The 22,650-nt window shown below is 40.4% G+C and carries 20 protein-coding genes and 1 pseudogene; 3 read left to right on the top strand and 18 right to left on the bottom strand.

Annotated elements, in window-relative coordinates; all coding sequences use genetic code 11:
• Positions 1 to 219: 219 nt before the first annotated feature.
• Together rnr and ACGHCK_RS03465 are read right to left on the bottom strand one after the other, a co-directional pair.
• Positions 220 to 2,592, bottom strand: coding sequence for a ribonuclease R (rnr, locus tag ACGHCK_RS03470; RefSeq protein ID WP_271328069.1), 2,373 nt, complete (start codon positions 2,590 to 2,592; stop codon positions 220 to 222).
• 249 nt (positions 2,593 to 2,841) lie between these two features.
• Positions 2,842 to 3,471 (bottom strand): NUDIX hydrolase N-terminal domain-containing protein, encoded by a 630-nt coding sequence (locus ACGHCK_RS03465; protein WP_202230189.1) that lies wholly within the window; start codon positions 3,469 to 3,471, stop codon positions 2,842 to 2,844.
• A gap of 226 nt (positions 3,472 to 3,697) precedes the next feature.
• On the opposite strand from ACGHCK_RS03465, the gene ACGHCK_RS03460 reads away from it, so the two are divergent.
• Complete coding sequence (locus tag ACGHCK_RS03460) at positions 3,698 to 3,805, top strand: NINE protein (protein ID WP_251421489.1); 108 nt, start codon at positions 3,698 to 3,700, stop codon at positions 3,803 to 3,805.
• A gap of 416 nt (positions 3,806 to 4,221) precedes the next feature.
• Here the strand turns inward: ACGHCK_RS03460 and yjeM are convergent, their stop codons facing one another.
• Complete coding sequence (gene yjeM, locus ACGHCK_RS03455; RefSeq protein WP_251421486.1) at positions 4,222 to 5,745, bottom strand: glutamate/gamma-aminobutyrate family transporter YjeM; 1,524 nt, start codon at positions 5,743 to 5,745, stop codon at positions 4,222 to 4,224.
• Between the two features lie 219 nt (positions 5,746 to 5,964).
• On the opposite strand from yjeM, the gene ACGHCK_RS03450 reads away from it, so the two are divergent.
• Complete coding sequence (locus ACGHCK_RS03450; protein ID WP_251421481.1) at positions 5,965 to 6,951, top strand: hypothetical protein; 987 nt, start codon at positions 5,965 to 5,967, stop codon at positions 6,949 to 6,951.
• 295 nt (positions 6,952 to 7,246) lie between these two features.
• Here ACGHCK_RS03450 and ACGHCK_RS03445 read toward each other — a convergent pair whose 3' ends face one another.
• Both ACGHCK_RS03445 and ACGHCK_RS03440 read right to left on the bottom strand, forming a co-directional pair.
• The gene (locus tag ACGHCK_RS03445) at positions 7,247 to 8,413 is read right to left on the bottom strand and encodes a VOC family protein (protein WP_251421478.1); all 1,167 of its coding nucleotides are present in this window, start codon (positions 8,411 to 8,413) and stop codon (positions 7,247 to 7,249) included.
• Between the two features lie 77 nt (positions 8,414 to 8,490).
• Positions 8,491 to 9,102: an alpha/beta hydrolase gene (locus ACGHCK_RS03440; protein WP_271328070.1), complete on the bottom strand. Its 612-nt coding sequence runs from the start codon at positions 9,100 to 9,102 to the stop codon at positions 8,491 to 8,493.
• Between the two features lie 240 nt (positions 9,103 to 9,342).
• On the opposite strand from ACGHCK_RS03440, the gene ACGHCK_RS03435 reads away from it, so the two are divergent.
• On the top strand, positions 9,343 to 9,471 hold the full coding sequence (locus ACGHCK_RS03435; RefSeq protein ID WP_271328071.1) for a hypothetical protein: 129 nt from the start codon (positions 9,343 to 9,345) through the stop codon (positions 9,469 to 9,471).
• A gap of 166 nt (positions 9,472 to 9,637) precedes the next feature.
• On the opposite strand, the gene secG is transcribed toward ACGHCK_RS03435, so the two are convergent.
• From secG to ACGHCK_RS03370, 13 genes and pseudogenes are all read right to left on the bottom strand, one after another.
• Positions 9,638 to 9,886: a preprotein translocase subunit SecG gene (gene secG, locus ACGHCK_RS03430; protein WP_202230184.1), complete on the bottom strand. Its 249-nt coding sequence runs from the start codon at positions 9,884 to 9,886 to the stop codon at positions 9,638 to 9,640.
• A 156-nt stretch (positions 9,887 to 10,042) separates the two neighbouring features.
• Positions 10,043 to 10,963 carry a thioredoxin-disulfide reductase gene (gene trxB / locus ACGHCK_RS03425; protein ID WP_202230183.1) on the bottom strand — a complete coding sequence of 307 codons (921 nt, stop codon included), beginning with the start codon at positions 10,961 to 10,963 and terminating at the stop codon, positions 10,043 to 10,045.
• Positions 10,964 to 11,027: 64 nt separating this feature from the next.
• Positions 11,028 to 11,261 carry a DUF4059 family protein gene (locus ACGHCK_RS03420; protein WP_202230182.1) on the bottom strand — a complete coding sequence of 78 codons (234 nt, stop codon included), beginning with the start codon at positions 11,259 to 11,261 and terminating at the stop codon, positions 11,028 to 11,030.
• The gene (locus ACGHCK_RS03415) at positions 11,254 to 12,015 is read right to left on the bottom strand and encodes an amino acid ABC transporter ATP-binding protein (protein ID WP_251421473.1); all 762 of its coding nucleotides are present in this window, start codon (positions 12,013 to 12,015) and stop codon (positions 11,254 to 11,256) included. The genes ACGHCK_RS03420 and ACGHCK_RS03415 overlap by 8 nt, the downstream gene beginning before the upstream one ends.
• Positions 12,012 to 12,899 (bottom strand): amino acid ABC transporter permease, encoded by an 888-nt coding sequence (locus ACGHCK_RS03410; RefSeq protein ID WP_202230180.1) that lies wholly within the window; start codon positions 12,897 to 12,899, stop codon positions 12,012 to 12,014. Before ACGHCK_RS03410 ends, ACGHCK_RS03415 begins: the two co-directional genes overlap by 4 nt.
• A 175-nt stretch (positions 12,900 to 13,074) precedes the next feature.
• Positions 13,075 to 13,932: an amino acid ABC transporter substrate-binding protein gene (locus ACGHCK_RS03405; RefSeq protein WP_202230179.1), complete on the bottom strand. Its 858-nt coding sequence runs from the start codon at positions 13,930 to 13,932 to the stop codon at positions 13,075 to 13,077.
• Positions 13,933 to 14,097: 165 nt separating this feature from the next.
• Positions 14,098 to 14,508, bottom strand: coding sequence for a VOC family protein (locus ACGHCK_RS03400; protein ID WP_202230178.1), 411 nt, complete (start codon positions 14,506 to 14,508; stop codon positions 14,098 to 14,100).
• 13 nt (positions 14,509 to 14,521) lie between these two features.
• Entirely contained in the window at positions 14,522 to 16,192 is a 1,671-nt protein-coding gene (locus ACGHCK_RS03395; protein WP_271328072.1) for a formate--tetrahydrofolate ligase, read from the bottom strand.
• Between the two features lie 132 nt (positions 16,193 to 16,324).
• On the bottom strand, positions 16,325 to 17,023 hold the full coding sequence (gene deoD / locus ACGHCK_RS03390; protein WP_251421467.1) for a purine-nucleoside phosphorylase: 699 nt from the start codon (positions 17,021 to 17,023) through the stop codon (positions 16,325 to 16,327).
• A gap of 84 nt (positions 17,024 to 17,107) precedes the next feature.
• Complete coding sequence (locus ACGHCK_RS03385) at positions 17,108 to 17,923, bottom strand: purine-nucleoside phosphorylase (RefSeq protein ID WP_251421464.1); 816 nt, start codon at positions 17,921 to 17,923, stop codon at positions 17,108 to 17,110.
• 68 nt (positions 17,924 to 17,991) lie between these two features.
• Entirely contained in the window at positions 17,992 to 19,227 is a 1,236-nt protein-coding gene (locus ACGHCK_RS03380; RefSeq protein ID WP_271328073.1) for a phosphopentomutase, read from the bottom strand.
• An 80-nt stretch (positions 19,228 to 19,307) separates the two neighbouring features.
• A complete protein-coding gene (locus tag ACGHCK_RS03375; protein WP_251421458.1) occupies positions 19,308 to 20,699 on the bottom strand; it encodes an MFS transporter in 1,392 nt (463 codons plus the stop codon).
• Positions 20,700 to 20,919: 220 nt separating this feature from the next.
• Positions 20,920 to 22,587: pseudogene (locus tag ACGHCK_RS03370) on the bottom strand (hypothetical protein).
• Positions 22,588 to 22,650 lie beyond the last annotated feature (63 nt).

The raw sequence follows: 22,650 nt of genomic DNA, 5'->3' as shown, positions 1-22,650 counted from the left end.
TTTCTAATGAACAAATTGTAAAATGTTTAGCCAAACGAGTCGCTCTTCATAACTAAAAAACGGCAAAAGCATTATTGAAGCGAAAAAAACAGCTGTCCAACCTTAACACTCTCTTGCTCCTGACACAGCTACAAAAGCGCCTCAGCAAAAAGTCACAATGTTACTGTTTGAACTCAAACAGTAAAAAAATGCTTAACCACGGTTGAGCATTTTTTACTGTTAATATTTTTTCGACTTTTTCTTAGCTCTATTGCCAAATTTGCCCTTAGCGGCATCAGCGTAGAATGGCTTTTTCTTTTTTGACTTTCCTTTGTATTTTTTTCTTTGAGTACTTTCAGAGTGATTTTTTTCCTGTCTTGAAGTTTTACGCGCCTCTTTTTTATCAGAAGGTCTGCGGCGTGAGACTTTTTCTTTTTTAGACTTCAAATTTCTTTCAACAAGGTCAAGCTCACTCTTGACATACTCAAAATCAATATCACCCGTCACCTTATCCGCTTTAGTGACTCGAATTTTAATCGGCTGACCAATACGGAAAACAAGTCCTGTTCTTTCACCAACAAGCGCCATCATACGTTCATGGAAATTCATATATTCCCCTTTAATGGTCGAAATATGGATCAAGCCCTCAATAGTATTTTCAAGTTCAACAAACATCCCAAAGCGAGTCACGCTGGCAATAACACCTTCGAACTGTTCACCGACATGTTTTTCCATGAATTCAGCTTTTTTCATCTTTTCAACTTCACGTTCAGCATCAACGGCACGGCGCTCACGGTTGCTTGATTGTTGGGCTATTTCTGGTATTTTTTCCGCCCAGTATTCGATGGTCTTTGGACTTGGTTGAGCCATCTCACGAATCAGGCGATGGATAATCAAGTCAGGATAGCGACGAATCGGGCTGGTAAAGTGCGTATAGTTTTCCGCTGCCAAGCCAAAGTGCCCATAGTTGTCCTCAGAATAACGCGCTTGTTGCATGGAGCGCAGGAGCATTGTCGAAAGAACCATTTCTCCTGGTTGACCTTTCACTTTTTTCAAAAACTCTTGCAAGGCTTTTTGGCTGACTTCTGTCGAAGTTCCTTTGACTTGCAGACCAAAGCTTGCAGCAAAGTCGATAAAGCGTGTCATTTTCTCTTCTTTTGGATGTTCGTGAATACGATAAATCCCTGGTAAATGACGCGCTTCAAAGCTGCTTGCGACTGTTTCATTGGCAATCAACATGAAGGACTCAATCATGCGCTCTGCTGTTCCTCGGCTGCGCTTACGAATTTCGATAGGCAGGCCATTTTCATCAACGATAATGCGTGCTTCCATAGTTTCAAAATCAATGGAACCACGACGATGACGCATTACTGCCAAGGCTTCATGAAGTTCAGCCATGACTTCCACAGATGCTTTAATGGCAGCGTATTTTTCCAATGCTTCTTCATCACCAGCAAGCATCAAGTTGACATCATCATAGGTCATACGTTCTGTCGTCTTGATAATGGAAGGACCTATTTGTGACTGAAGGACTTTTCCCTCAGGGGTAATTTCCATCACACAAGATTGCGTCAACCGATTAACGCGAGGGTTAAGCGAACAGATACCGTTTGATAGGCGTTCGGGCAACATTGGCACGACACGATCAGCTACATATACTGATGTTCCACGCTCAAAAGCTTCACGGTCTAAAGGTGAATTTTCAGTGACATAGTGAGACACATCAGCGATATGAACGCCCAACTCATAGTTTCCATTATCCAAGCGTTTGATATGCACCGCATCATCCAAGTCCTTGGCATCAGCACCATCGATGGTGAACGTGATTTCCTTACGATAGTCCACGCGCCCTATGATATCTTTCTCATCCACTTCTTCTGGAATAGCGTTAGCTTGTGCCAAAACGTCTTCCGGAAATTCAGAACGAATACCGAGTGAAGCTAAAACTTCAAGGACATCGATGCCTTTATCTCCTGCTTGACCAACGATTTCGACAGCTAATCCCTGCATACTTTTCGGATTTTTCTTATCCGGATAAGCTGTGATGTCGACACGCACAAGCGCTTTATCTTCTGGGACCAAGCCTTTATCTGTCAAAAAGATAGGATAAGGCAGTTTTTTGTTGCGTGATTTTACATAACCTATGCGCTCAAACTCTTTTCGTTCTTTTTCGTCAAATTTGACAAAAGTTCCGACAAGTTGAGTGACCGAGCGTTTCAAAACTTCTGTAACAACGCCTTCAGCGCTTGTGCCTTTTAAGGGATTAGCATTACTTTTTAGTTCGACTTTTACTTCATCCCCTTCAAGGGCAAAAGCTGTTCTTCCCTTAGGGATAAAAATTTCAGGTTCCTCTGAATCGATAGTCACGAAGCCAAAACCATTTGCATTTGCCCGAAAGCTTCCGACAAGTTCAGCCTTCACTTTAGCAAGTCTAACTTTGCCATTTTTCGTAAATTCCAGTAATCTTTCACTTTCTAAGGCAGCCAAAGTCTTAACAAACCGTTTAAAATCTGAAGCCTTCGTAAGTCCTAACTTAACAGCCAATTCTTCAACAGTGTACCCTCTCTTTGGATGCTTTTTCAGCTCATCTAAAATAACTTCTTTTATTTTCATAGTTCTCCAACATCTCTTTTTCAGTGCTCTTTTGTGGTTCTTTTCAACACTCATTATTATTTTAAAAATTAAAATGCGGACTGTAAGCAGCCCGCTCTACTTTTTAGTTCGATAAACGATAAACGCTCAACTGATTTATCTGCGCTCGTTTATACAATAAGGGCACTAATCTTAAACAGCCCCATCTTTTTCATCGTCCGCATGGAATAATGATATTATAACATATTTGATATTTTAGTGAACCACCTTTTACTGAACGTGATCAAATTTTGCACCTGCTGTCGGATGCTTATGAAATTCAAAGGCATCCAGAAGGTCATCACGTGTGTTTCGATCTACCGAGATATTCTGTAAGTTTACAACTTCTTCCCGTGAGAAAAAGCGTGCCTCCGAAGTTTCTAAGCCCGGCTGCACTTCAAAAGTTTTCGCCTCACAATAAAAGAAAAGTTTGTAGACATAATTCAAGCTTTTAGGATAAGGATGTTTGGCCTTATCAACAAGCTTAAACAGCTGCAAGGGCATCACCACAAGGCCACTTTCTTCTCTTACTTCTTTTTGAGCGATTTCTGCTGGTGAATAACCAACATCTGCCCAACCACCAGGTAAAGACCAGCGTCCTTCTGCTTTTTCTTTCACAAGTAAGAGACGATTATCTTCAAAGACAACAGCTCTTACATCCACTTTTGGTGTGACATAACCTAAGTCTTCATTAAAAAAGGCTTCTAGTTCATCTTCTGAATAAGAGGTCAGGTTTTGCGAGAGTTCAAGGAGAATTTCTTTCATTTCTTCCAATCTTTCTCGGTCGTAAACATCTTTAGTATAGTGCAAAGATGTGTTTACAAGAGCTTTGAGCTTTGCTAGAGCTTGAGTTGTATCCATCGCTAATCCTCCTCCCTCATTTTATCACACATACTGAATCACGCAAAAATTCTACTATTAGTAATGTTCGAAACTTGATGCTCTTGCCTATATAATGGGAAGCGCAAGATATACAAGAAAACTGCGAATAGGCGGTCCTCATGCTGGCATTAAAAACCTCTTCAGTTTTGACGAATAAAAGACAAAACATGCGCGAGTCACGCTAAAAGAGCAAGGATAACCTTTTATGAAGGAAATTGGCGTTGACCGCTTTATGCGTGGACAGATTGGTATGAGTATTTTTAAACGTCTATGTAATTGGATGACTTTTGGAATATGGTCGCTCATAGACTGAATTCTCTCTCGTGAAAGTATACAGCATACATGGTGACACTGACACTATTAGCTTTATCGGCGGGATTACTTAAAACGTTCACCACGCTTGCGCCTTATTACCCGGATGACGACACCTGAAAGGGCGCAAAATGAAGCGCCAACCGTAGCTATAGCTCCTAGTCCTTCTAAAAATAGCTTGTGAGAGTGCGTACCATAACTAAATAAAACAAGACTAACGCCTATTATGACAAGCCATGTATGACTTACTCTAATGTGATTGTCCATCGTACTCTACTCCCTCCAAAGATTTTCTAGGATATTATTATAGCACACCTTTCCTCTCATTTTTCTAAAAATGTTCTATAGAAAATTAAATTTCCAAGTCAATGTTAGGATTTTCCTAAAAAGACAACTGTTCTCGCTATGGAATTTAAACTACAACTTCTTTCCTTTATAGTTCTTAATCAGCCACCAGCCTAAGACACTAAAGACCACTGGTCCAGCAATCATCGAAATAATATCCGAATAAACACTGCTCAGAGAAGCACCCGAAGAAGCTTGGAAATAGTTTATTACCGGTTCAACAATTGTGAAAAAGTCTGCCATAATAATCATCAAAGCCGCAAGCCACGAAATACCAATAGCAAACTGTTCATTTTTCATAATGGTAAAAGGCTTCTCAATGGCATGATTTTTCTTGAACTTGATATAAGCAAAAACAATGAATACATAAGGAAGGCTTGAGGCTATATTACTCATATTGGTGATTACCAAGAAGAATTTATCCGCAGCTCCTTTGTTTATAAGTGAAATAACCATGTTGAGCAAAATCATGAGCGCCACAATGATAAATTGTGCCTTCATGGCGTTTTTAGGGACACCGTCCTCAATTTTCCCAAGTTTACCCGGCCACATCTTTTCAGGTGTCCCCTCCATCAGCTGTTTAAGTGGAGAATAAATAAGTGTAAAGAGGGCGCCTGTCAGAGAGAGAAACATGGAAAGACCCACATAACGGGCAAAAACTGTTCCCCATGTATGCACTGCACCAGACGATAGATGGAAGACTTCTGCCAACTTTTCTCCCAATTCCTGCATCATAAAGTAGGTTATATTCCCTTGGTTCACTGAACCATCCATAATACCAGGAATCCAGTCCTTATCAAAATTAATGAAAAAGCCAGTACAAAGTATCATGAAAGAATAACCAATACCGATAATGGCAGCCGAAAGTAGGATACCTTTAGGAAAGTTCTTTTTCGGCTCCACAGTCTCATCGACAAGTCCGCCCACTGACTCCACACCAGCATAAGCAAAGATTGCATAAACTAAAAAGGCAATAAAAGTGACAAAACTTGCAGGTTGTAACGTTGGATTAGGCGTTGACACCAAAGACTCCAGCGTCAAAGGGGTGGCTGGATGAAAACCACTTTTCGCTAAAATAATAAAGGCACCAATGATGAGGATAAAGTTAAGTGAAACAACAGCAATTCCTCCAATGGAGGCTACTTTTTTTATCGTTTCAAGTCCTTTAAGAGAAACAAAGGTTACAAGGAACATGATGAGTATGGCCAAAAGTGACACGATAACTGTGCTGGGCAGAACCGTTGTCCCAAAAATCATATTAGAAATGGGCACCAATATACGATTTCCCACTGAAACAAACCAAATGACCCAGGACATATACCACATCAATGTGCCAATCATAGCAAAGGACGGGCCCACTGATTTTTCCATCCATGTATAAATTCCTCCTTTTTCAGCTTTGAAAGCTGACCCAAATTCGGTGACCATCAGAGAAAAAGGGATGAAAAAAACCAAAGCACTTATGATGTACCATATAATCGATCCATATCCCATTTGAAAAAAGGCAAGTGGAACATTACCAAAACCATAAACGGAGGTAAAAATCATCAAGGCTAAAGAAATTGCAGTTAATTTATTTTTGGAGTGTTGCGACATTATCTTTCTCTCTTTATTTTAATTTATCATTTATTATACAACTCGTTGCATAAATATGCAACATTTTATACTTTAAAATGCTCAAATATGAATTAAAGTAAATTTAAAGTTTAAAAAGTTGAGCACCGTTCTTTGGATGATATGTTTTCATTTATTGCTTGACTTTATGGAGTTTTTTTCTTAAAATTAGCTTAAACTTAAATTGGGAGACAGTATAGTATGAAGAAACATTTTTTAGTTAGTGCAGCATTGCTCACGGCCTTTACTTTAACGGCCTGCTCTAATTCAAAAACAGCAAAGCAAAACTACATTGATAGCTACACTGCCTTGAGCAATCAATCTCAAGATAATAATTCTCACGATGTGTCTATAAAGTTTGACAGCTTTGATATGCAAGGCGATGCATCAAGCAAAGAAATTAATGCTCTTCTTAACAATGCATCGATGAATGTTAAAGTAAGTGTTGATTACAATAATAAAGTAGTTGCACTTAATACTGACGGAAAAATATCAGACCAAGAGCTTGAACTGAACATGCTTCTTGGTAAAAAAGGCGTCTATGTAGAAAATTCACAAGTCACATCTCTGATTGATAACTTCCAATCTGCTAATCCTTATGTAAGTCTCTATGGTCAACTTCTTGACCAACTGGATCAAAAATACCTTCTTGTTGATCAGACTGTGATGGAGAACGGCATTGCTTCCCAAGGCGGAAGTGCTGACAGTGAGTCGTGGAAATCTACTTACAATCAGTTTTTCGAAAAAAACAAAACAGATAAAAAAGATATTGAAAAAAACTTCAAAGATATTCCGGAAAAGAACTTTACTCAGTCAGGTGATAAAGTAACGATGAAACTTTCTGGCAACGGTGATGATATCAAAGGCTATCTAAAAAACCTCATGACTACCTCCAACAAAGAGGATGTCCAAGCGATGATGGATGACCTAGATAAGTATACAAACATCAAATCTATGGATGTTGAAACTACTTTAAATCCTAAAACACATGAGTCTGAATCTAAAATCAATGGAGACATTCAGTCTAAAGATGGAAAAACAAGTGCCAAATTCAAAATGACTGTCACTGCTAAGTCAAGTAAAGAAAATAAGAGCATAACTGAACCATCTGAAAAAGATGCAATTTCTCTATCACAAATGTTCAAAAATTTGATGCTGGAATCATCAGAAGAAGTTGATACATATTAAGTGATAGAAATCAAGGATATGAGGATAAATATCAGAAATCTTAACGACCATCCGATAAACGGATGGTTTTCTTGTTTTCCACTTTTTCAAAGTCTAATGTAAAATGCAAAAATAGCAGTAGCTTACTGGTTTCCATAAAGGTTTCAATATGTCTAAAAAGAGCATCTAAAGGCTTCCATAGTGTTCAAAAGTCGCAAAAAATAGAACCGCATAAGCGATTCTATTTTTGCTTTTTACGCTTTATTGCTGCTGTTCAGTCTCTCTCCTAGAAGTTCAAATCTTAGAGGTGGATGACTCAACCCAGATAACGCTGCTCAAATTCTTCTAAACTTTCTCCCTCTTTGCGTTCTACAACCTTATCGACAGTCCATAACTCATCTTGACGACGATCACGCATTGTATCTGATGTATCTAAAGGTCGGAGGCTTGCTGCTGTACGTGCTTTGACCGCTTCATCTTCTGGGAAAAGATGTGGCGGTAAACTCAGATCTTTCCCAGCTTCTTCTTTTGTTTCGTCAATCCAGAAACCTGAGGTGATTAGGGCTTCCTCATAGCTATCTACTGCCCCATCACCAGACTCTGCCATCTCAAGCGCTCCAATACCCGGTGTAAATGTCGCAATCTCAAAAAGAACACCGGGAGCAACACGCACATATTCACTAGAGAAATAGAAACGATCAACCAAGCCTGAATGTGGTAAACGGAAAGTTTGAATACGATCGATCCAGTATTTCAAAGTCTCTGGATTTGTAGTCCCTAAAGCCAAATGATGAATAGTACCGTAGCCTTGATAAGCATAACGTTCATTTTCCTCTGCTTCTTCGATAATCAAGGCTGCTCCGTTTCCTCCGTTAGCTACTTCAAACAGATGCATATTATTTTCTTGCCCTGCATAACGGAAACCGAAAACTGTTTCCAAAATAATACGTAGATTATAGGTATCCGTAACTTTCACGAAAACCGGTCCCATGCCAATAATTCCATGTTCAGGTGCAACATTGGAGAGGAGCCATGAGCGATCAAGTGCAGCATCCCCTGTGTTGTCTTGGTCTGAAATTAATTGATATTTTTGACCATCAAAGTCTTCAAATTCGAGTGTCTTTTTGCCAAATTTGACATTAATTTCTCCATGTTTAACATGCGCTTTTTCAAAACGTTCTGTCCAGTAAACAAGTGATTCATCTGTAGGTACACGGAAAGAAGCACGTTCAATATTGTTTGCACCATGCATCCCTTTTGGAATATCCTTGAAGTCAAAGAAGGTCATATTTGGGCTCTTCCCATCTTCCCCTGTGAAGTAAAGGTGATAAGTCTCATAGTCATCTTGATTGACTGTCAATTTTGCCAAGCGAAGTCCCAAAATATTTGTGAAAAAATCATAATTCTTTTGTGCGCTTGATGTGATTGCTGTAACATGGTGAACGCCGCTAAGGATGTTTTGTGTTTCGATTTCTGTAGTCATTTGTTTTTCCTCTTTTTTCAATTTTTCTATTATTTTTTCTATCAGGAAGACGTGCTCTTTTAGAGTCAGCTTCTTTTTTATTTTTCTAACCATTTTTTTGCGGCTAAAATTTCTTCATCACTCAGTTGATGCCCAAATTTGGCCTTAAATATTTCAAGCTGACATTCCGTTTTTTCCAAATCAGTAGAGAGCTCTTTAAGATTTTCTCTACTCACAATCGGATCATTGTCCGCATGGGTAAGAAAAACTTTGCTCTCATCGGAAAGAACTGGCGTTCCAACTTCTGTAAGCTGCATGGCATGAAAAGCCAAGATTTTGTCAAACTTGAACAACCCTTTAAGTTGCATGTAGAGCGCCATATTGGCACCATTTGAATAGCCAATAACATTCAGCTTTGAGAGATCTAATTGGTAGTGCTGCCCTAAACGTTCAACTTCCTTTGTCAGCCACTGTGCCTCTTCTTCTAAGGAAACCAAATCAAAGTTTTCCTTCGTAAATCCTTGTCCCTTAAGTTTAAAATAGCGATTTATCCCCTGCTCACTAATCCGCCCACGTATAGACAAAAAAGGATGATTGGGAAATAATTCCTCCACAAGTGGCACTAACTGGTGTTCATCACCGCCTGTACTGTGTAAAACTAAAATTGGTGCAAGGCTGTTATCGCCTTCCTTCAAAATGTAGTTGGTCATTCTAACTCCTTATTTTTAGCCTGTTCATTGCTTCTCAACATTGTTTTTACACTGCAAGCAACATCGTTTCTTCTGTGCATTAATTTCAGTTATGTGTTTCATAATCATGCCTCTTTCATTTACATTTGTAAACTACAATTGTATTATACCGTTTACTTTTGTAAACGTCAAGTCCTAAATCTTATTTTTTCCAAAAATTTTTTAGAACCCCCTTAAAGTCCAGGAGATAAGGATTTACACATGGCAAAAATTGCACTATGGAAACTTATCTCCCCTTCTGCCAGCTCCAAACTCTCACTTCATCCCTCTATTCAAAACTTACCGCAAAAAGAGCATACAAAAACCCCTCAGTTTTGGAAGGTTCCATAAACTAAGGAGTAAATTGAAATTATGAAATTATGTAATTAAATTGTACCAAAAAAAGTGGAAAATCTGTTAACTTTTGTCTATAAAACTTTATTTTTCTACAAATAAAAAAATAGTGGCCACTAAAAATTCAGTTCACCACTACTTCTTAAGAGATTCTATTTTAATATTACTTCGTTGATAAAACGACCAACATGAAGCCGAGAAGAAGCCAGATTCCAATAGTAATAGCTGTAAATCTTTGCATTACCGCTTCGAAACCACGTGCCTTACGACGCTCAAAGAGTTCACCTGATCCTCCTGAAAATGCGTCCGCTGCTCCATCCTGCTTGGAAGGCTGCATCAAAATTGAAATAACTAAAACTGCAGAAACAATCAACATAGCGACGAGTAAAACGTCAAAAATCATCTTATCCATATACTTTTCTTCCTTAATCAGAATTACACTGAAACAATTATAACATAATTATCATCATAATACGAATGATAAAAGATTGGTAAACCTGATTGAAACGCTAAGTTTCTTGATTTATAATCAGTTTTTAGACCTTCAACTCTAAAATAGCCTTTTTGTTTAGCCTTCAACATATTTGTAAGCTTCTTGCGCTGCTTGAGCACCATCGCCTACTGCGGTTGTAATTTGTCGAAAGTCTTTCTGACGAACATCTCCAACAGCAAAGATACCTGGGATACTTGTCTTCATCGTAGCATCTGTGATTATCCAGCCTTCTTCATCAGTTATCCCCAAGTCACGTGCAAACTCAGAAACGGCATCTAGACCAACATAGATAAAAATGCCTCCAAAGTTTGCTTCGGTAATTTCGCCTGTTTTAACATTTTTATAACGGACTGATTCAATTTTTCGGTCGTCACCTTTGATTTCTTCAAGAACAGAGTCCCAGATAAATTTGATTTTATCATTTGCAAAGGCACGTTCCTGAATAATCTTCTGAGCACGGAGTTCATCGCGGCGATGCATGATGGTTACTGATTTACCAAAACGTGTTAAGAAAATTGCCTCTTCTACAGCAGAGTCTCCTCCACCCACAACCAAAATATCTTGATCACGGAAGAAAGCACCATCACAGACCGCACAGTAAGATACGCCACGCGCACCGTACTCTTCTTCGCCGGGCACACCTAACTTACGGTGGTTTGCTCCTGTCGCAATGATGATTGCTTTTGTTTCGAATACTTCTTCTTCAGTATTGATCGTTTTTGTTGCACCATTATCAACAATCGATGTGACAAAGCCATAAGCATTTTCAACACCAAGATCAGCCAAGGGTTCATACATTTTCATTGAGAGCTCAGGACCCATGATTTGGCCATAGCCTGGATAGTTTTCAATTTCTGCTGTATTATTCATTTGCCCACCTGGAACGCCACGTTCCAGAAGTAGGGTTTTCATTTCACTTCTCGCACTGTACATAGCTGCGGTCATGCCCGCAGGTCCTGCACCGATAACTACTACATCATATATTTTTTCTGTCATAATTCACCTCTCCAGTTATAAAACCATTATAAATTCTCTTTAAATTATTTGCCATTATTTTGATTTATAAACCACGGATTCTGAAAATAATCAAGATACCCACAATAGCAAAACTCAAAATTGGGATGGTCAAAATATCGATTAAGATAATATCAAACAAGCGATTACGCCAAACATTGCTCGGTCTATGACGATTTCTTGCCCAATAAATAAAACCATATAAAAGGCTGAGTACACCGACGACTAAAAAAGAAACGAGTAGACCCTTAAGATAAAACTGTAAAACTAAATTAATCATTTGACCTTCCTATACCGTTGGTTTTAACATGACGAGATAAAAATTCACTCGTTCGTGGATTTTTGGGATGATGGAAGACTTCCTTGGGACTACCTTCCTCAATAATTTTACCCTTCTCAAGGAAGAGGACTTTGGTCGCTACATTATAGACGAAGTCCATTTCATGACTGACCAAAACCATCGTTTGCTTGTTTTTGGCTGCATTGAGAATGGTTTCTTGCACTTCCCCAACAAGTTCAGGATCAAGCGCTGATGTCGGTTCATCAAGCAAGAGTAAAGTTGGTTGCATTGCCATTGCTCGTGCTATTCCTACACGCTGCTTTTGTCCACCCGATAAGAATTTTGGATAGTAATCCATACGCTCTTCAAGACCGACTTTTCTTAAGTTTTCCTCAGCAAGTTTCTGTGCTTCTGCTTTGGGCATTTTCTTAACCTGAATTAAGCCTTCCATAACATTTTCTAGGGCTGTACGACGTTCAAAGAGATTGAACTGCTGGAAGACCATCCCTGTCCTCCGACGCAGTTCGAGAATTTCTTGCCTGCTAATATGCTCAAAATCTACCTTGAAGTTATCAATTTCCAACTGTCCACTGTCTGCTTCTTCAAGATAGTTGATGGAGCGTAGAAAAGTAGACTTGCCGGCACCTGATGCCCCGATAAGCGCAATAACATCACCTTCATTAATTTCCAGGTTCAGATTGTCAAGGACAACATTTCCTGCAAAAGACTTGCTTAAATTTGAAATTTTTATCATTTGTTGGTCACCCCGTTGTCAAAAGGATTGCGTCCAAGTGAGATTTTCCGTGCTGCTTTAGGCATTTTGATTTCCAGTTTGCTTTCAATCTTACGAATCAAGATTTCTAAAACGATACAGATAGGCCAGTAAAGTAAGGCTAAAGCAAGATAAGTCTCAAAGAGGCGGAAGCTTGAACCCCCAATGATTTGAGCTTGGGCGGTCATCTCAACCACACCAGCGACAAAGGCCAGAGAAGTTGACTTAAGTAAGCCAATCAGAGCATTGCCCAGCGGAGCTGTAGCAACTGATGCTGCCTCAGGTAAGGTCACACGCCAGAAAACTTGAAAATTTGTCATCCCTAGAGAACGCGCGGCTTCGATTTGTCCTTTGTCTACAGATTGGATAGCTGAGCGAATTGTTTCTGAGTTATAAGCAGCTTCGTTAAGCGCAAAAGCCACAATCACAAAGAGCATGGCCGGGACAGAGTTGACCGTATAATTTGTCCCGTAATTCATGTTAATCGCTTTAAGAATCAAGGGAATTCCTGTATAGGTCAAGTAAAGTTGTACCAGAATCGGTGTCCCACGTGTAAAGGAGACAAATAAGGCACGCAATTGATCTAAAATGGGAATCTTATTTATTCTGACAAGTGCAAGTAACAGCCCCAAAATGAGGCCAAAGAACATGGCAATGAACGTCATCTGCAAGGAGACTGGTATCATTTTAATAATCGGTAGAAAAGCCGAACTAAAGGCTTCCCAACTGAATATCTTAGTGAAAAACATGGACCAAAACTCATCAAAACTATACTGCCCTTGAATCATTAAAAACGGAAGCATGGGCAATATGAGCAACAGGAGCAAGACTCCCAATCCCAAAATTATTTTTTTATTTTTATTCATTTTTATCTTCATCAAAGAAAGCTGTCTAAGTCCCTCACTCCTATCACAAATAGCTTGTGTGTGAGAAACTCAGGGACAGCTTTTACACTACTCCTACTATTATACAAGAATCTTATGATTTTTTCTTGTCTTTGAAATATTTCTTCTTTTTTCGAAAAGACTGCTTCTCCCCAGCTTATTTAAACTTGTCTGCTTCAGGAACGAAGTTCCCCTCAAAGTACTTCTCAGAAAGCTTTTTCAGTGTCCCATCCTTTTCAAGTTCAGCAAGGATTTTATTAACCTTGGCTTGCAGTTCTGTACCCGTTTCATCCTTTGCAAAGAGGAAATATTCGTAGCCGTCATGCTCCGGATCTCCTGTTGAGGTATCAATATCTTGGATTTTCAAGCTGTCAAACCCTTGCTCCTTCACACTGGATTTGAGAGAAATCTTATCATAGAGCATGAAATCAATCTTTCCAGACTCTATTTGATTAAAGCGTGTATTGATTGAGGTACTGTCTGACGAATAACTAATATTTATCTTTTTATCTGGATTGGCAGCATTCCAATCATTAATCATCTTTGTATAGTTAGAGGCTGGATTTCCAATTGTGCTCTTACCAGCAAGATCTGCCAGCGTTTTATAGTTCCCGTCCCTTGTCAAGACAGCATTATTAGATTTTGAAATTGGGAACGAAAAGTTATATTTTTCCGCCCGTTCTTTTGACCAGCCAAAGTTATTGGCTCCCATCTGATAACGTCCGCTGTCCAATCCTGGAACAATTCCGGAAAAGTCAACTGCTTGGTAAGTCACCTTATATTCGGGTAACTTATCAAAAACAGCTCGCGCCACCTCAATATCATAGCCCGTCAAGTTCCCTTGACTGTCCGCATATGTAAAGGGTTTTGTTGCTCCATCTGTAGCTACAACAATCTCCGTCTGCTTCTTTGCCGATTCTTCTTTATTTGATGAACCACCATTACTGCAAGCAGCTAAAGCTCCTGCAGCGATGAGCGAAACGAGCGCAAGCGAAAGCTTCAGTGACTTTTTCATAGTGATGTTCTCCTTAAATTTTTGATATTTAAAGTTTACCATGAGCCTTCTAAGTTTGTCATATCATTTGCTTATCAAGGGGTTAACATTTTTTTATACCGGGATTTTATTTCTTTAATGTCTCCATTAAAAAAAGCTCTTCTTCAAAAAGAATAGCTTTCAATATTACTCCCACACAGGCTGCCAAGTGATACCAAATTTATCGGTAATCCAGGCACACTTACGAATGTTTCCCACTGATTCAGGCCCCATCATCACTGAACCTGTTTCCGATAGAGCTGCAAAAATTTGATCAAATTCCTGCTCTGTGTCGCAGTCAAGATAAATAGAATGTGCCCAAGTTGGTTCAGGTGCAGGGTATTGTTCTTGCATGTCTAAAAAGAAAACTTCTGCTCCTTTTATGGATAAGGCACCATATAAGACGAGTTCTTCTTCAACTTCGCTAAAATCTGGACTTTCCTTATAAAAATCCATCCGTGTAATTTTTGTTTCTGGTAAAACTCTCGCATAAAAATCCATAGCTTCTTTCGATTTACCATTTAATGTAATAAAAGGCGTGACTTTTGATTTTACCATGGTTCCCCTTTTCTTAAAATAAACCTGTAATTTTTCCGGATTCGTCAATATCCATATTCAGAGCTGCTGGTTTTTTAGGTAAACCAGGCATTGTCATGACATCTCCTAACAAAGCCACGATAAATCCTGCGCCTATCTTTGGCACCAACTCACGTACTGTCACTTCAAAACCTTCTGGTGCTGCCAAAAGTTTTGGATTATCCGAAAATGAATACTGGGTCTTCGCCATACAAACAGGAAGCTTGTCCCAACCATTTTCCTCAATTTCTTTCAATTGACGTGCTGCTTTTGCAGAAAAGTTAACCTTCTTGCCGCCGTAAATTTGGGTCACAACTGTTGAAATCTTTTCTTCTACTGAGGCTTCCAAATCATAAAGATAGTGGAAATCTTTTGCCTCCTGACTGAAAATGTTTGTTAATTTTTCGGCCAAGTCAATGCCACCTGCACCGCCCTTTTCAAAGACTTGTGTCAAGCTGACAGCAACACCTTCTGCTTCAACAAGTCTTGTTAATTCGGCTATTTCTGCCTCTGTATCACTGGAAAATTGATTTATGGCTACAAGGATAGGAGCTCCATAACGCGCCATGTTTTTAATGTGACGCTTCAGATTTGTAAACCCTTGAGTAACAGCTGCAACATTTTCTTCAGTAAGTTCTGTTTTAGCAACGCCACCGTGCATTTTTAAAGCGCGAAGAGTAGCAACAATAACAATGGCATCAGGTGTTTTACCTAACTGACGTGTTTTGATATCGAGGAATTTTTCGCCGCCTAAATCTGCGCCAAATCCAGCCTCCGTAATAGTCACATCGGCTAACTTCAAGGCTGTTTTTGTCGCTAAAACAGAGTTACAGCCGTGCGCAATATTAGCAAAAGGCCCACCGTGAACTAAAACTGGTGTCCCTTCGATGGTTTGTGCCAGATTTGGCTTGAGCGCATCTTTTAATAGAACAGTAATTGCGCCTTCAATCTCCAAATCACCTACAGTCACAGGTTGGCGATCATAAGTATAAGCGACCACAATACGTGAAAGGCGTGCTTTCAAGTCCGTCAATGAGGTAGCTAAACAAAGGACAGCCATAATCTCACTGGCTACAGTGATATCGAAGCCATCTTCACGCGGCACACCATTAACCACACTGCCTAATCCAGCCACAATATGGCGAAGTTCGCGGTCATTCATATCCAAGACACGCTTCCAAACCACGCGCCGGCTGTCAATATTTAGAGCATTGCCTTGGAAGATATGATTATCTAAAAGAGCTGCAATGGCATTATTCGCTGTCGTCATCGCATGAATGTCACCTGTAAAATGCAAATTGATATCTTCCATAGGCAGAACCTGAGCATAGCCACCACCTGTTGCACCACCTTTGATTCCCATCACAGGTCCTAAAGAAGGTTCACGTAGCGCCACCATTACCTTTTGGTTCAAACGTGCAAAGGCATCTGCCAAGCCAACCGTAACAGTTGATTTCCCCTCTCCTGCAGGTGTAGGGTTAATTGATGTGACCAGCACGAGTTTGCCTTCAGCATTCCCCTCAAACTTTTTGAGACTTTCAAGCGGTATTTTTGCTTTATATTTCCCGTAAAGTTCGATATCCTCAAAACTTAAACCAATTTTTTCAGCGACTTCTGTGATAGGTTGCATCTTGCATTCTTGTGCGATTTCGATATCTGTTTTCATCTCTTCAGCGGCTCCCTTACTCTTTATAACTTCCTTATCATTTTAACAAAAACATTTGGAAATTTCTTTCATTAGAAGTGAAATACGCAGTTTCACGTATGGAATGTTCGGTTTTCAAATTTGTGCTTTTCTTTAGAGAATGAGTGTTTCCAAGCCCACTTTCATCATATCAGTAAAGGTATTTTGCCGTTCTTTCGCACTTGTTGATTCTCCAGTTACCAAACTGTCTGAGATTGTCATAATTCCTAAAGTCTGAACATTATGTTTAGCCCCCAGATAGTAAAGAGCTGCTGCTTCCATCTCCACAGCTTTAACACCCAGTTTTCCGATAGCAAGGGTGTCAAGGTCACTGTAGAAAAGGTCTGCTGAAAGAACATTTCCCACATGCGTTTGAATGCCTAAGTTTTTCGCGATATGATAGGCCTTGTCCAACAAATCAAAATCAGCAATTTGTGGCAAATCAAACTGAGGCCAATCATTTTTGATGATGCGTGAAGTTGTCGCAGCGCCTTGCGCTAAGACCAAATCCCTCACATGAACCTCTTCATTCAATGCACCTGCTGTGCCTACACGAATCAATTTTTTCACGCCGTATTCGGTGATTAACTCATGTGCATAGATGGAGATAGATGGCATTCCCATGCCTGTTCCCATAACTGAGATACGGTGTCCTTTATAGGTCCCTGTATAGCCCAACATCCCTCGAACATTATTGAATTGTTCAGCATCCTTAAGAAAATTCTCCGCGATGAACTTGGCGCGTAGGGGATCTCCTGGCAAGAGGATTTTATCTGCAATTTGACCTTCTTTGGCTTCGATATGAACTGACATAGTTACTCCTTATTTTTTGATTTCTTCTCGTGCCGCGCTTCCTCTCTAAAAAAAGAAAACGCTAACACGTTTTCTCTTATTTTATCACATTTTTACTAAAACATTCTTAACAAGTGTTTTAAATGTTTCTTTCACACGTTCTGTTGTCTCAACAACCTCCGCGTGGTTAAGTTCACTCTGCATGCCTGCAGCCAAGTTAGTAATACATGAAATACCTAAAACACGCATTCCTGAATGCACCGCCACAATGACTTCAGGAACAGTCGACATACCTACTGCTGAGGCTCCCAGCGTACGTGCCATGTGGATTTCTGCTGGTGTTTCATAGGTTGGTCCTGTGAAGCCCATGTAGACACCTTCTTGAACCTTGACTGACATCTCTGCTGCAGTCTCCTTTGCAAGTTCTTGGTAAGCTTTATCGTAAGCTTGTGACATGTCTGGGAAACGAGGACCGATTTCATCATCGTTAGGGCCAATCAGTGGATTTGTTCCCATGAAATTGATGTGGTCACTGATAATCATCAAGTCGCCAGGCGCGAAGTCTTTATTTACTCCGCCTGCAGCATTGGTAACAATAATTGATGGTGTACCGAGAGCCGAGAAAACACGTACAGGATAAGTCACAACCTCCATTGTATTTCCTTCATAAAAATGGAAACGCCCTTGCATGGCAATAACTTTCTTTCCTGACAAGTCACCGTACACAAGTTGCCCTGCATGACCAACAACTGTTGAAACAGGAAAATGTGGAATTGTTTCATATTTGATGATGACGGGATTTTCAATTTCTCCTGCTAATTCTCCCAAACCTGACCCTAAGATGAGTGCAACGTCAATTTCACCTACACCTTGCTCTTTAAGAAACTTTGTTGTTTCAGCTAACTTTACTTTCACGTCCATTTTTTCATTCCTTTAATTTTTTATTCTTCTAGTATCTTCTTCCTTGAAGTAAACTTTTTAACTATTGATTAGACCAAGATTTCAAGGAATGATTCTCCAATTTCGGCCTTATCAACATTGAAGTTGTCTGCAATTGTAGCAGAAATATCGGCAAAGTGGCCTAAAGGCAAAACTTTTGGCTCTTTCAATGAAGGTGAGAAAACAACAAGTGGAATATATTCACGTGTATGGTCTGTGCCTACATAACTAGGGTCATTCCCGTGATCGGCTGTAATCATCAGTAAGTCGTCTTCTCGCATCGCTTCAATAATTTCAGGCAAACGTCCATCAAAGTCTTCGATGGCTTGTCCGTAACCTTCCACATCACGACGGTGGCCATATTTTGCATCAAAATCAACTAAGTTGGTGAAACTAAAGCCTTCAACGAATTCGTCTTTACGCATTGTTTTAAGCAGGCGATCCACACCATCCATATCGTTTTTGTTGTGTCCCATATCATATTTCACACCAACAGTATTGAAAATGTCAGATATCTTTCCTACAGAATATGTATCAACTCCAGCCTTATAAAGTTTTTCTAACACTGTTTCGTCAAATGGACTCAGCGCATAATCACGCCGCCCATCTGTACGCGTAAAGTTACCTGCTGTACCTACATAAGGACGTGCGATGATACGACCAATCATAATGCCTGAACCTTCAAGTGTGATAGAGCGTACATATTCGCAAATTTTATACAATTCTTCCCGTGAAATGATATCTTCATGTGCTGCAATCTGTAATACGGGATCGGCTGACGTATAGATAATCAACTCACCTGTTTCCATTTGACGTGGGCCAAAGTCAGCGATTACAGCTGTACCAGAATAAGGTTTGTTTGCTTCACGAATGACCTTACGTCCCGAAAATTCTTCAATCTTTTGAAGCAAATCTTCAGGATAGCCTTCCGGATATGTTGGGAAAGGGGTTTGAATATTCAAACCCATGATTTCCCAGTGCCCAGTCATTGTGTCTTTACCTTTAGAAACTTCTTGTAACTTTGTCACATAAGCTTTAGGTTGTTCAGCTGCAGGCACTGTTTTAAGAGGGCTTTCACGCGGAATATTTCCCCAACCCATGGCTTGAAGATTTGGGACATCAAGTCCACGAATTTCTGAAATATGACCGATCGTATCTGAGTTAACGTCATTTACTGCTTCATGGGTTTCTACATCATGGTTAAAGAATTTATCCGCATCTGGTGCAGCTCCAATACCCACTGAATCCATAACGATGAGATGAACACGATTAAATTTCTTAGGCATAATATTCTCCTTACTTAATGAACTCTATATAGTACCATTATAAACTATTTAACGACGAATAGCTTTCCAAAGATAAAGTTTCAATCAGAAAAACTTTTCTTATTCGGAATCTGTCCTCTGATCAAGAAAACAAAGAGGACTAAGGCTGATAAAGCTACAAAAGAAATCATAAGTAAAACTTCGCTATAGTGGCCTTCTACAGTAGACGGAAAAAGGGAAAGGTTTACGCCATCAATAAAACGTGAAGAATAGGTAAAACCAACAGACATTGCGATATTAATACAAAGATTGTAAAAGCCGATAGCTGTTCCCTTATTTGCCTCTGGCATTCTTTCAAGTCCCGTATGCATGAGTGGCGCGTACATCATCGCAAAGGCACATGAACTTAAAATAAGCAGTCCTGCAAAAATAAAGACCGATGCACCCATGAGAAAGGCAGCCAATAGAATCGAAAGAACGATAGCAAGCATTGACACAAGGACGGCTTGAAAAGAGTCAAGCTTAGAGGCAATCTGGCCTGACAGACTTCCAACCAATGCCGCAGCCAAACATGCTGGAATAAACATGAGTGATACCCTGTCCAGCTGCATATGATAAACAGTGGTTAAGAGGAAGGAAAAAGTATTTAAGGTGAAAGCTGCTTGAGTAGAATAAATTAAAAGAGCAACGAGCAGCGTAAGGACAAACAACTTATTTTTAAAGAAATCAATAGTAATAAAAGCGTTTTTCTTGTGGGAGATATAGAGTAAAAACACAGCAGTGGAAAAGATAAAGCCCATCAACACAAGCCAAGAAAAGTTTGTCAGATATATCATTGCGGTGACAGCCACAACTGCTACAAGTATAATTCCAAGAGCATCAATATATTTTTTCCCCTTTGATTCCTCAGGAAGATACTTCAAGAGAAAAGGAATGAAAAATAGAGAAAGGAGTGGCACAAGGAATAAATTTTGCCAAGCCAGATGAGTGGTGATAAAGCCTCCAGTCAATGTTCCAATGACGGTTGCAATTTGAAAACTCGCGGTGGAAAATCCATAATATTTTTTCTGTTTAGCTGGTGCCACATAACGGGCAACAAAAATAAGATAAAGTGTTTCAGTCGCACCTAAGCCCGCAGCTTGAAGAACTCTGGCGAATACAACCAGCCAGTAATTAGTATGGACCATATATCCCATAAATGAACCTAGGGAAATTAAGAAAATGCCAAAAATAAGTAAGGTTCGAATACTGATACTATCTGATAACGAAGCATAGACAACTGCTCCCATGCCTATAACTAGCCCCGCCAATGTAACTTGCCAAGCAACTGTACTGGCAGAGACATGAAAATATCCAACCAGTTTAGGCGAAATAATTTTGAATGAGTTATCAATAACTAAAGAAAAAATCATGAGTAAAAGAATCACAGGAACAGCTTTTCCTATCTGTCCTTCACGTGTAGCAGTTTGCCGTCTTGTAAATTGTGCTTCCAAAGAAAATCCTCCGATAAGGTATATTTGAACGTTTCATGAAAACGCTATCTTTAAAACTGAAATCATTATAGTCAATTTACTTATGAAAATGTATTCACTTTTCATAAAAAAGTCAGAAAACTTGTACAAAATGACAGTGTGCAGCAAAAAAATCACTTAATGAGACAGACAAAGTGCCGCATGGAGTGATTTTTACACGCTTGCTAGCTGAGCTAGTTTTTTAGTTTGCTGGATTGATGATGAGGGCTGGACGCATGCCGCCATGTGCTCCAGAAGAATTTATGAACCAGTGGGAATTTAGCGAACCATTAGCTTCAAGTCTATTAACAAACCAACCTGTATCAGGATTAAGGCCTTGTGAAGAAGGTGTACGCGTCCATCAAAGGGTATCATTTGCACCTATACGTGCTATCCTATTAGGAAAAGCACGACCTGGCCCTGATAAGCGTGTTACATCTGCTACGGAAAGTGTAAAAGCACGTGGTGTGCCACCTGAGTCAACTTGAGTGATGTCAGCCGCAGCATCAGGAAATTGAGCCAAGCTGCTGGCACTCATTATCCAACGCCAACCGCCTTCCCAAACAATATCTTCATCCAAAATAGCAGGACCTATAAATGGGACAGAGACAGGTTGAATCATCGCCTGAACTTCTGGGGCAAGAGCTTGACGCCAAGTATTCAATTCTTCTTCATGCCTTATTAAGGGGGTATGCGCAATTGCCGCATTCCGAATAATCATATGATTCCCAGAACCCATGTTTTCAAGGTAACGATACTGCTCCCCAGCCATAGTAAAGATACGGCCCGGACGCATGGTCGAAAAGTCAAAGGCTGCTGGTGCACTGTCTTCGTTAGGCAGTGGGTTTGGGCCGTCATCGTACATCACTCCGTTCTGGATGCCACGGAGAAGGTCTGCCAGCTCCGCATGGTGTTGCTCCCCGTCATTGAGGAACTCCTCATGCTGGTCAGGACTGACTAAGCCACTCTCGACATGAATCCCATAGTAGTAAAAGCCGTTAAAAACCTTGTCCTCAATGGCAGCCGTCATCTCCGCTGCATCAAGCAGGTAAGAGCTGGCTTGCTCACTGTCCAGTCTGTTGGCCCAGTAAGCCCAGCCCGTGTTCGAGTCAACCACCCAGAAGTTGCCTATCTTGTCTTCGTTAGGCAAGTTGCTCCACTGGTTCATGGTCATTGGGGCACGGTCTTGGGGGAGGTTCTGGGCGGTTTGGTTGGTCACTTCTTCCCCCGGCCAGATTGGACCACTGTTGTCAAAGTCTTCACCTGCTGACCAGTAAGCATCAATTCCATCTCCCGGATGAGTCGCCCCGTCTGTGACTGCATCTGTAGCCCCGTTCCCTTCGATCCAGTCTCGCGCATGGCCTGCCGCTGCTGTTCGCTGGTCGAGGTTGTCATGGTTGAAGGTGGGCATATACCATGGGGCATCTTGACCTGAACGTTCCCAACCAAAGATGAGTGTGGCATACTGGTCGAAGGCATTTGAGGCATTGCTATTTTCTCGGTCATTGATATTGCCTGCGCTTGGAATCCATGTGGTCCAGTTTTCTACATCGTCACGGCTGGTTCCTGCCACTAGGGGTGTGAAGTCCGTTTCGTCACGTTGTCGGGTTTCGAGGAACTCGGACAGGCGTATCCGTGCCATGATTGGCCGTTCGCCGTAGTTTTCCACGAAGACGTCCTTGTTTTCCGTGTCTCGGTTGTAGTAGTCGTGGACACGGCCGCCGACATTGATGTCCACTTCATTCAACCGGTCATTGATGGCCCGTTGGTTGAAGGCTTGGAAGGCGAAGGTGCCGCCTACTGCGAGTAACAAGAGCGACAGGAGTGCGAGATTGCGCAGCCGCCGCTGTTTTTTCTTTTCTGGTGTCATAAACTCCTCCTTTGACGTAACCTGTGGTTTTGTATTTTTATTACAAGTTCATTTCTAATGTTA

The organism is Lactococcus muris, assembly GCF_042849115.1.
Taxonomy (GTDB): Bacteria; Bacillota; Bacilli; order Lactobacillales; family Streptococcaceae; genus Lactococcus; species Lactococcus muris.
This window is presented reverse-complemented; position numbering and strand designations above follow the sequence as displayed.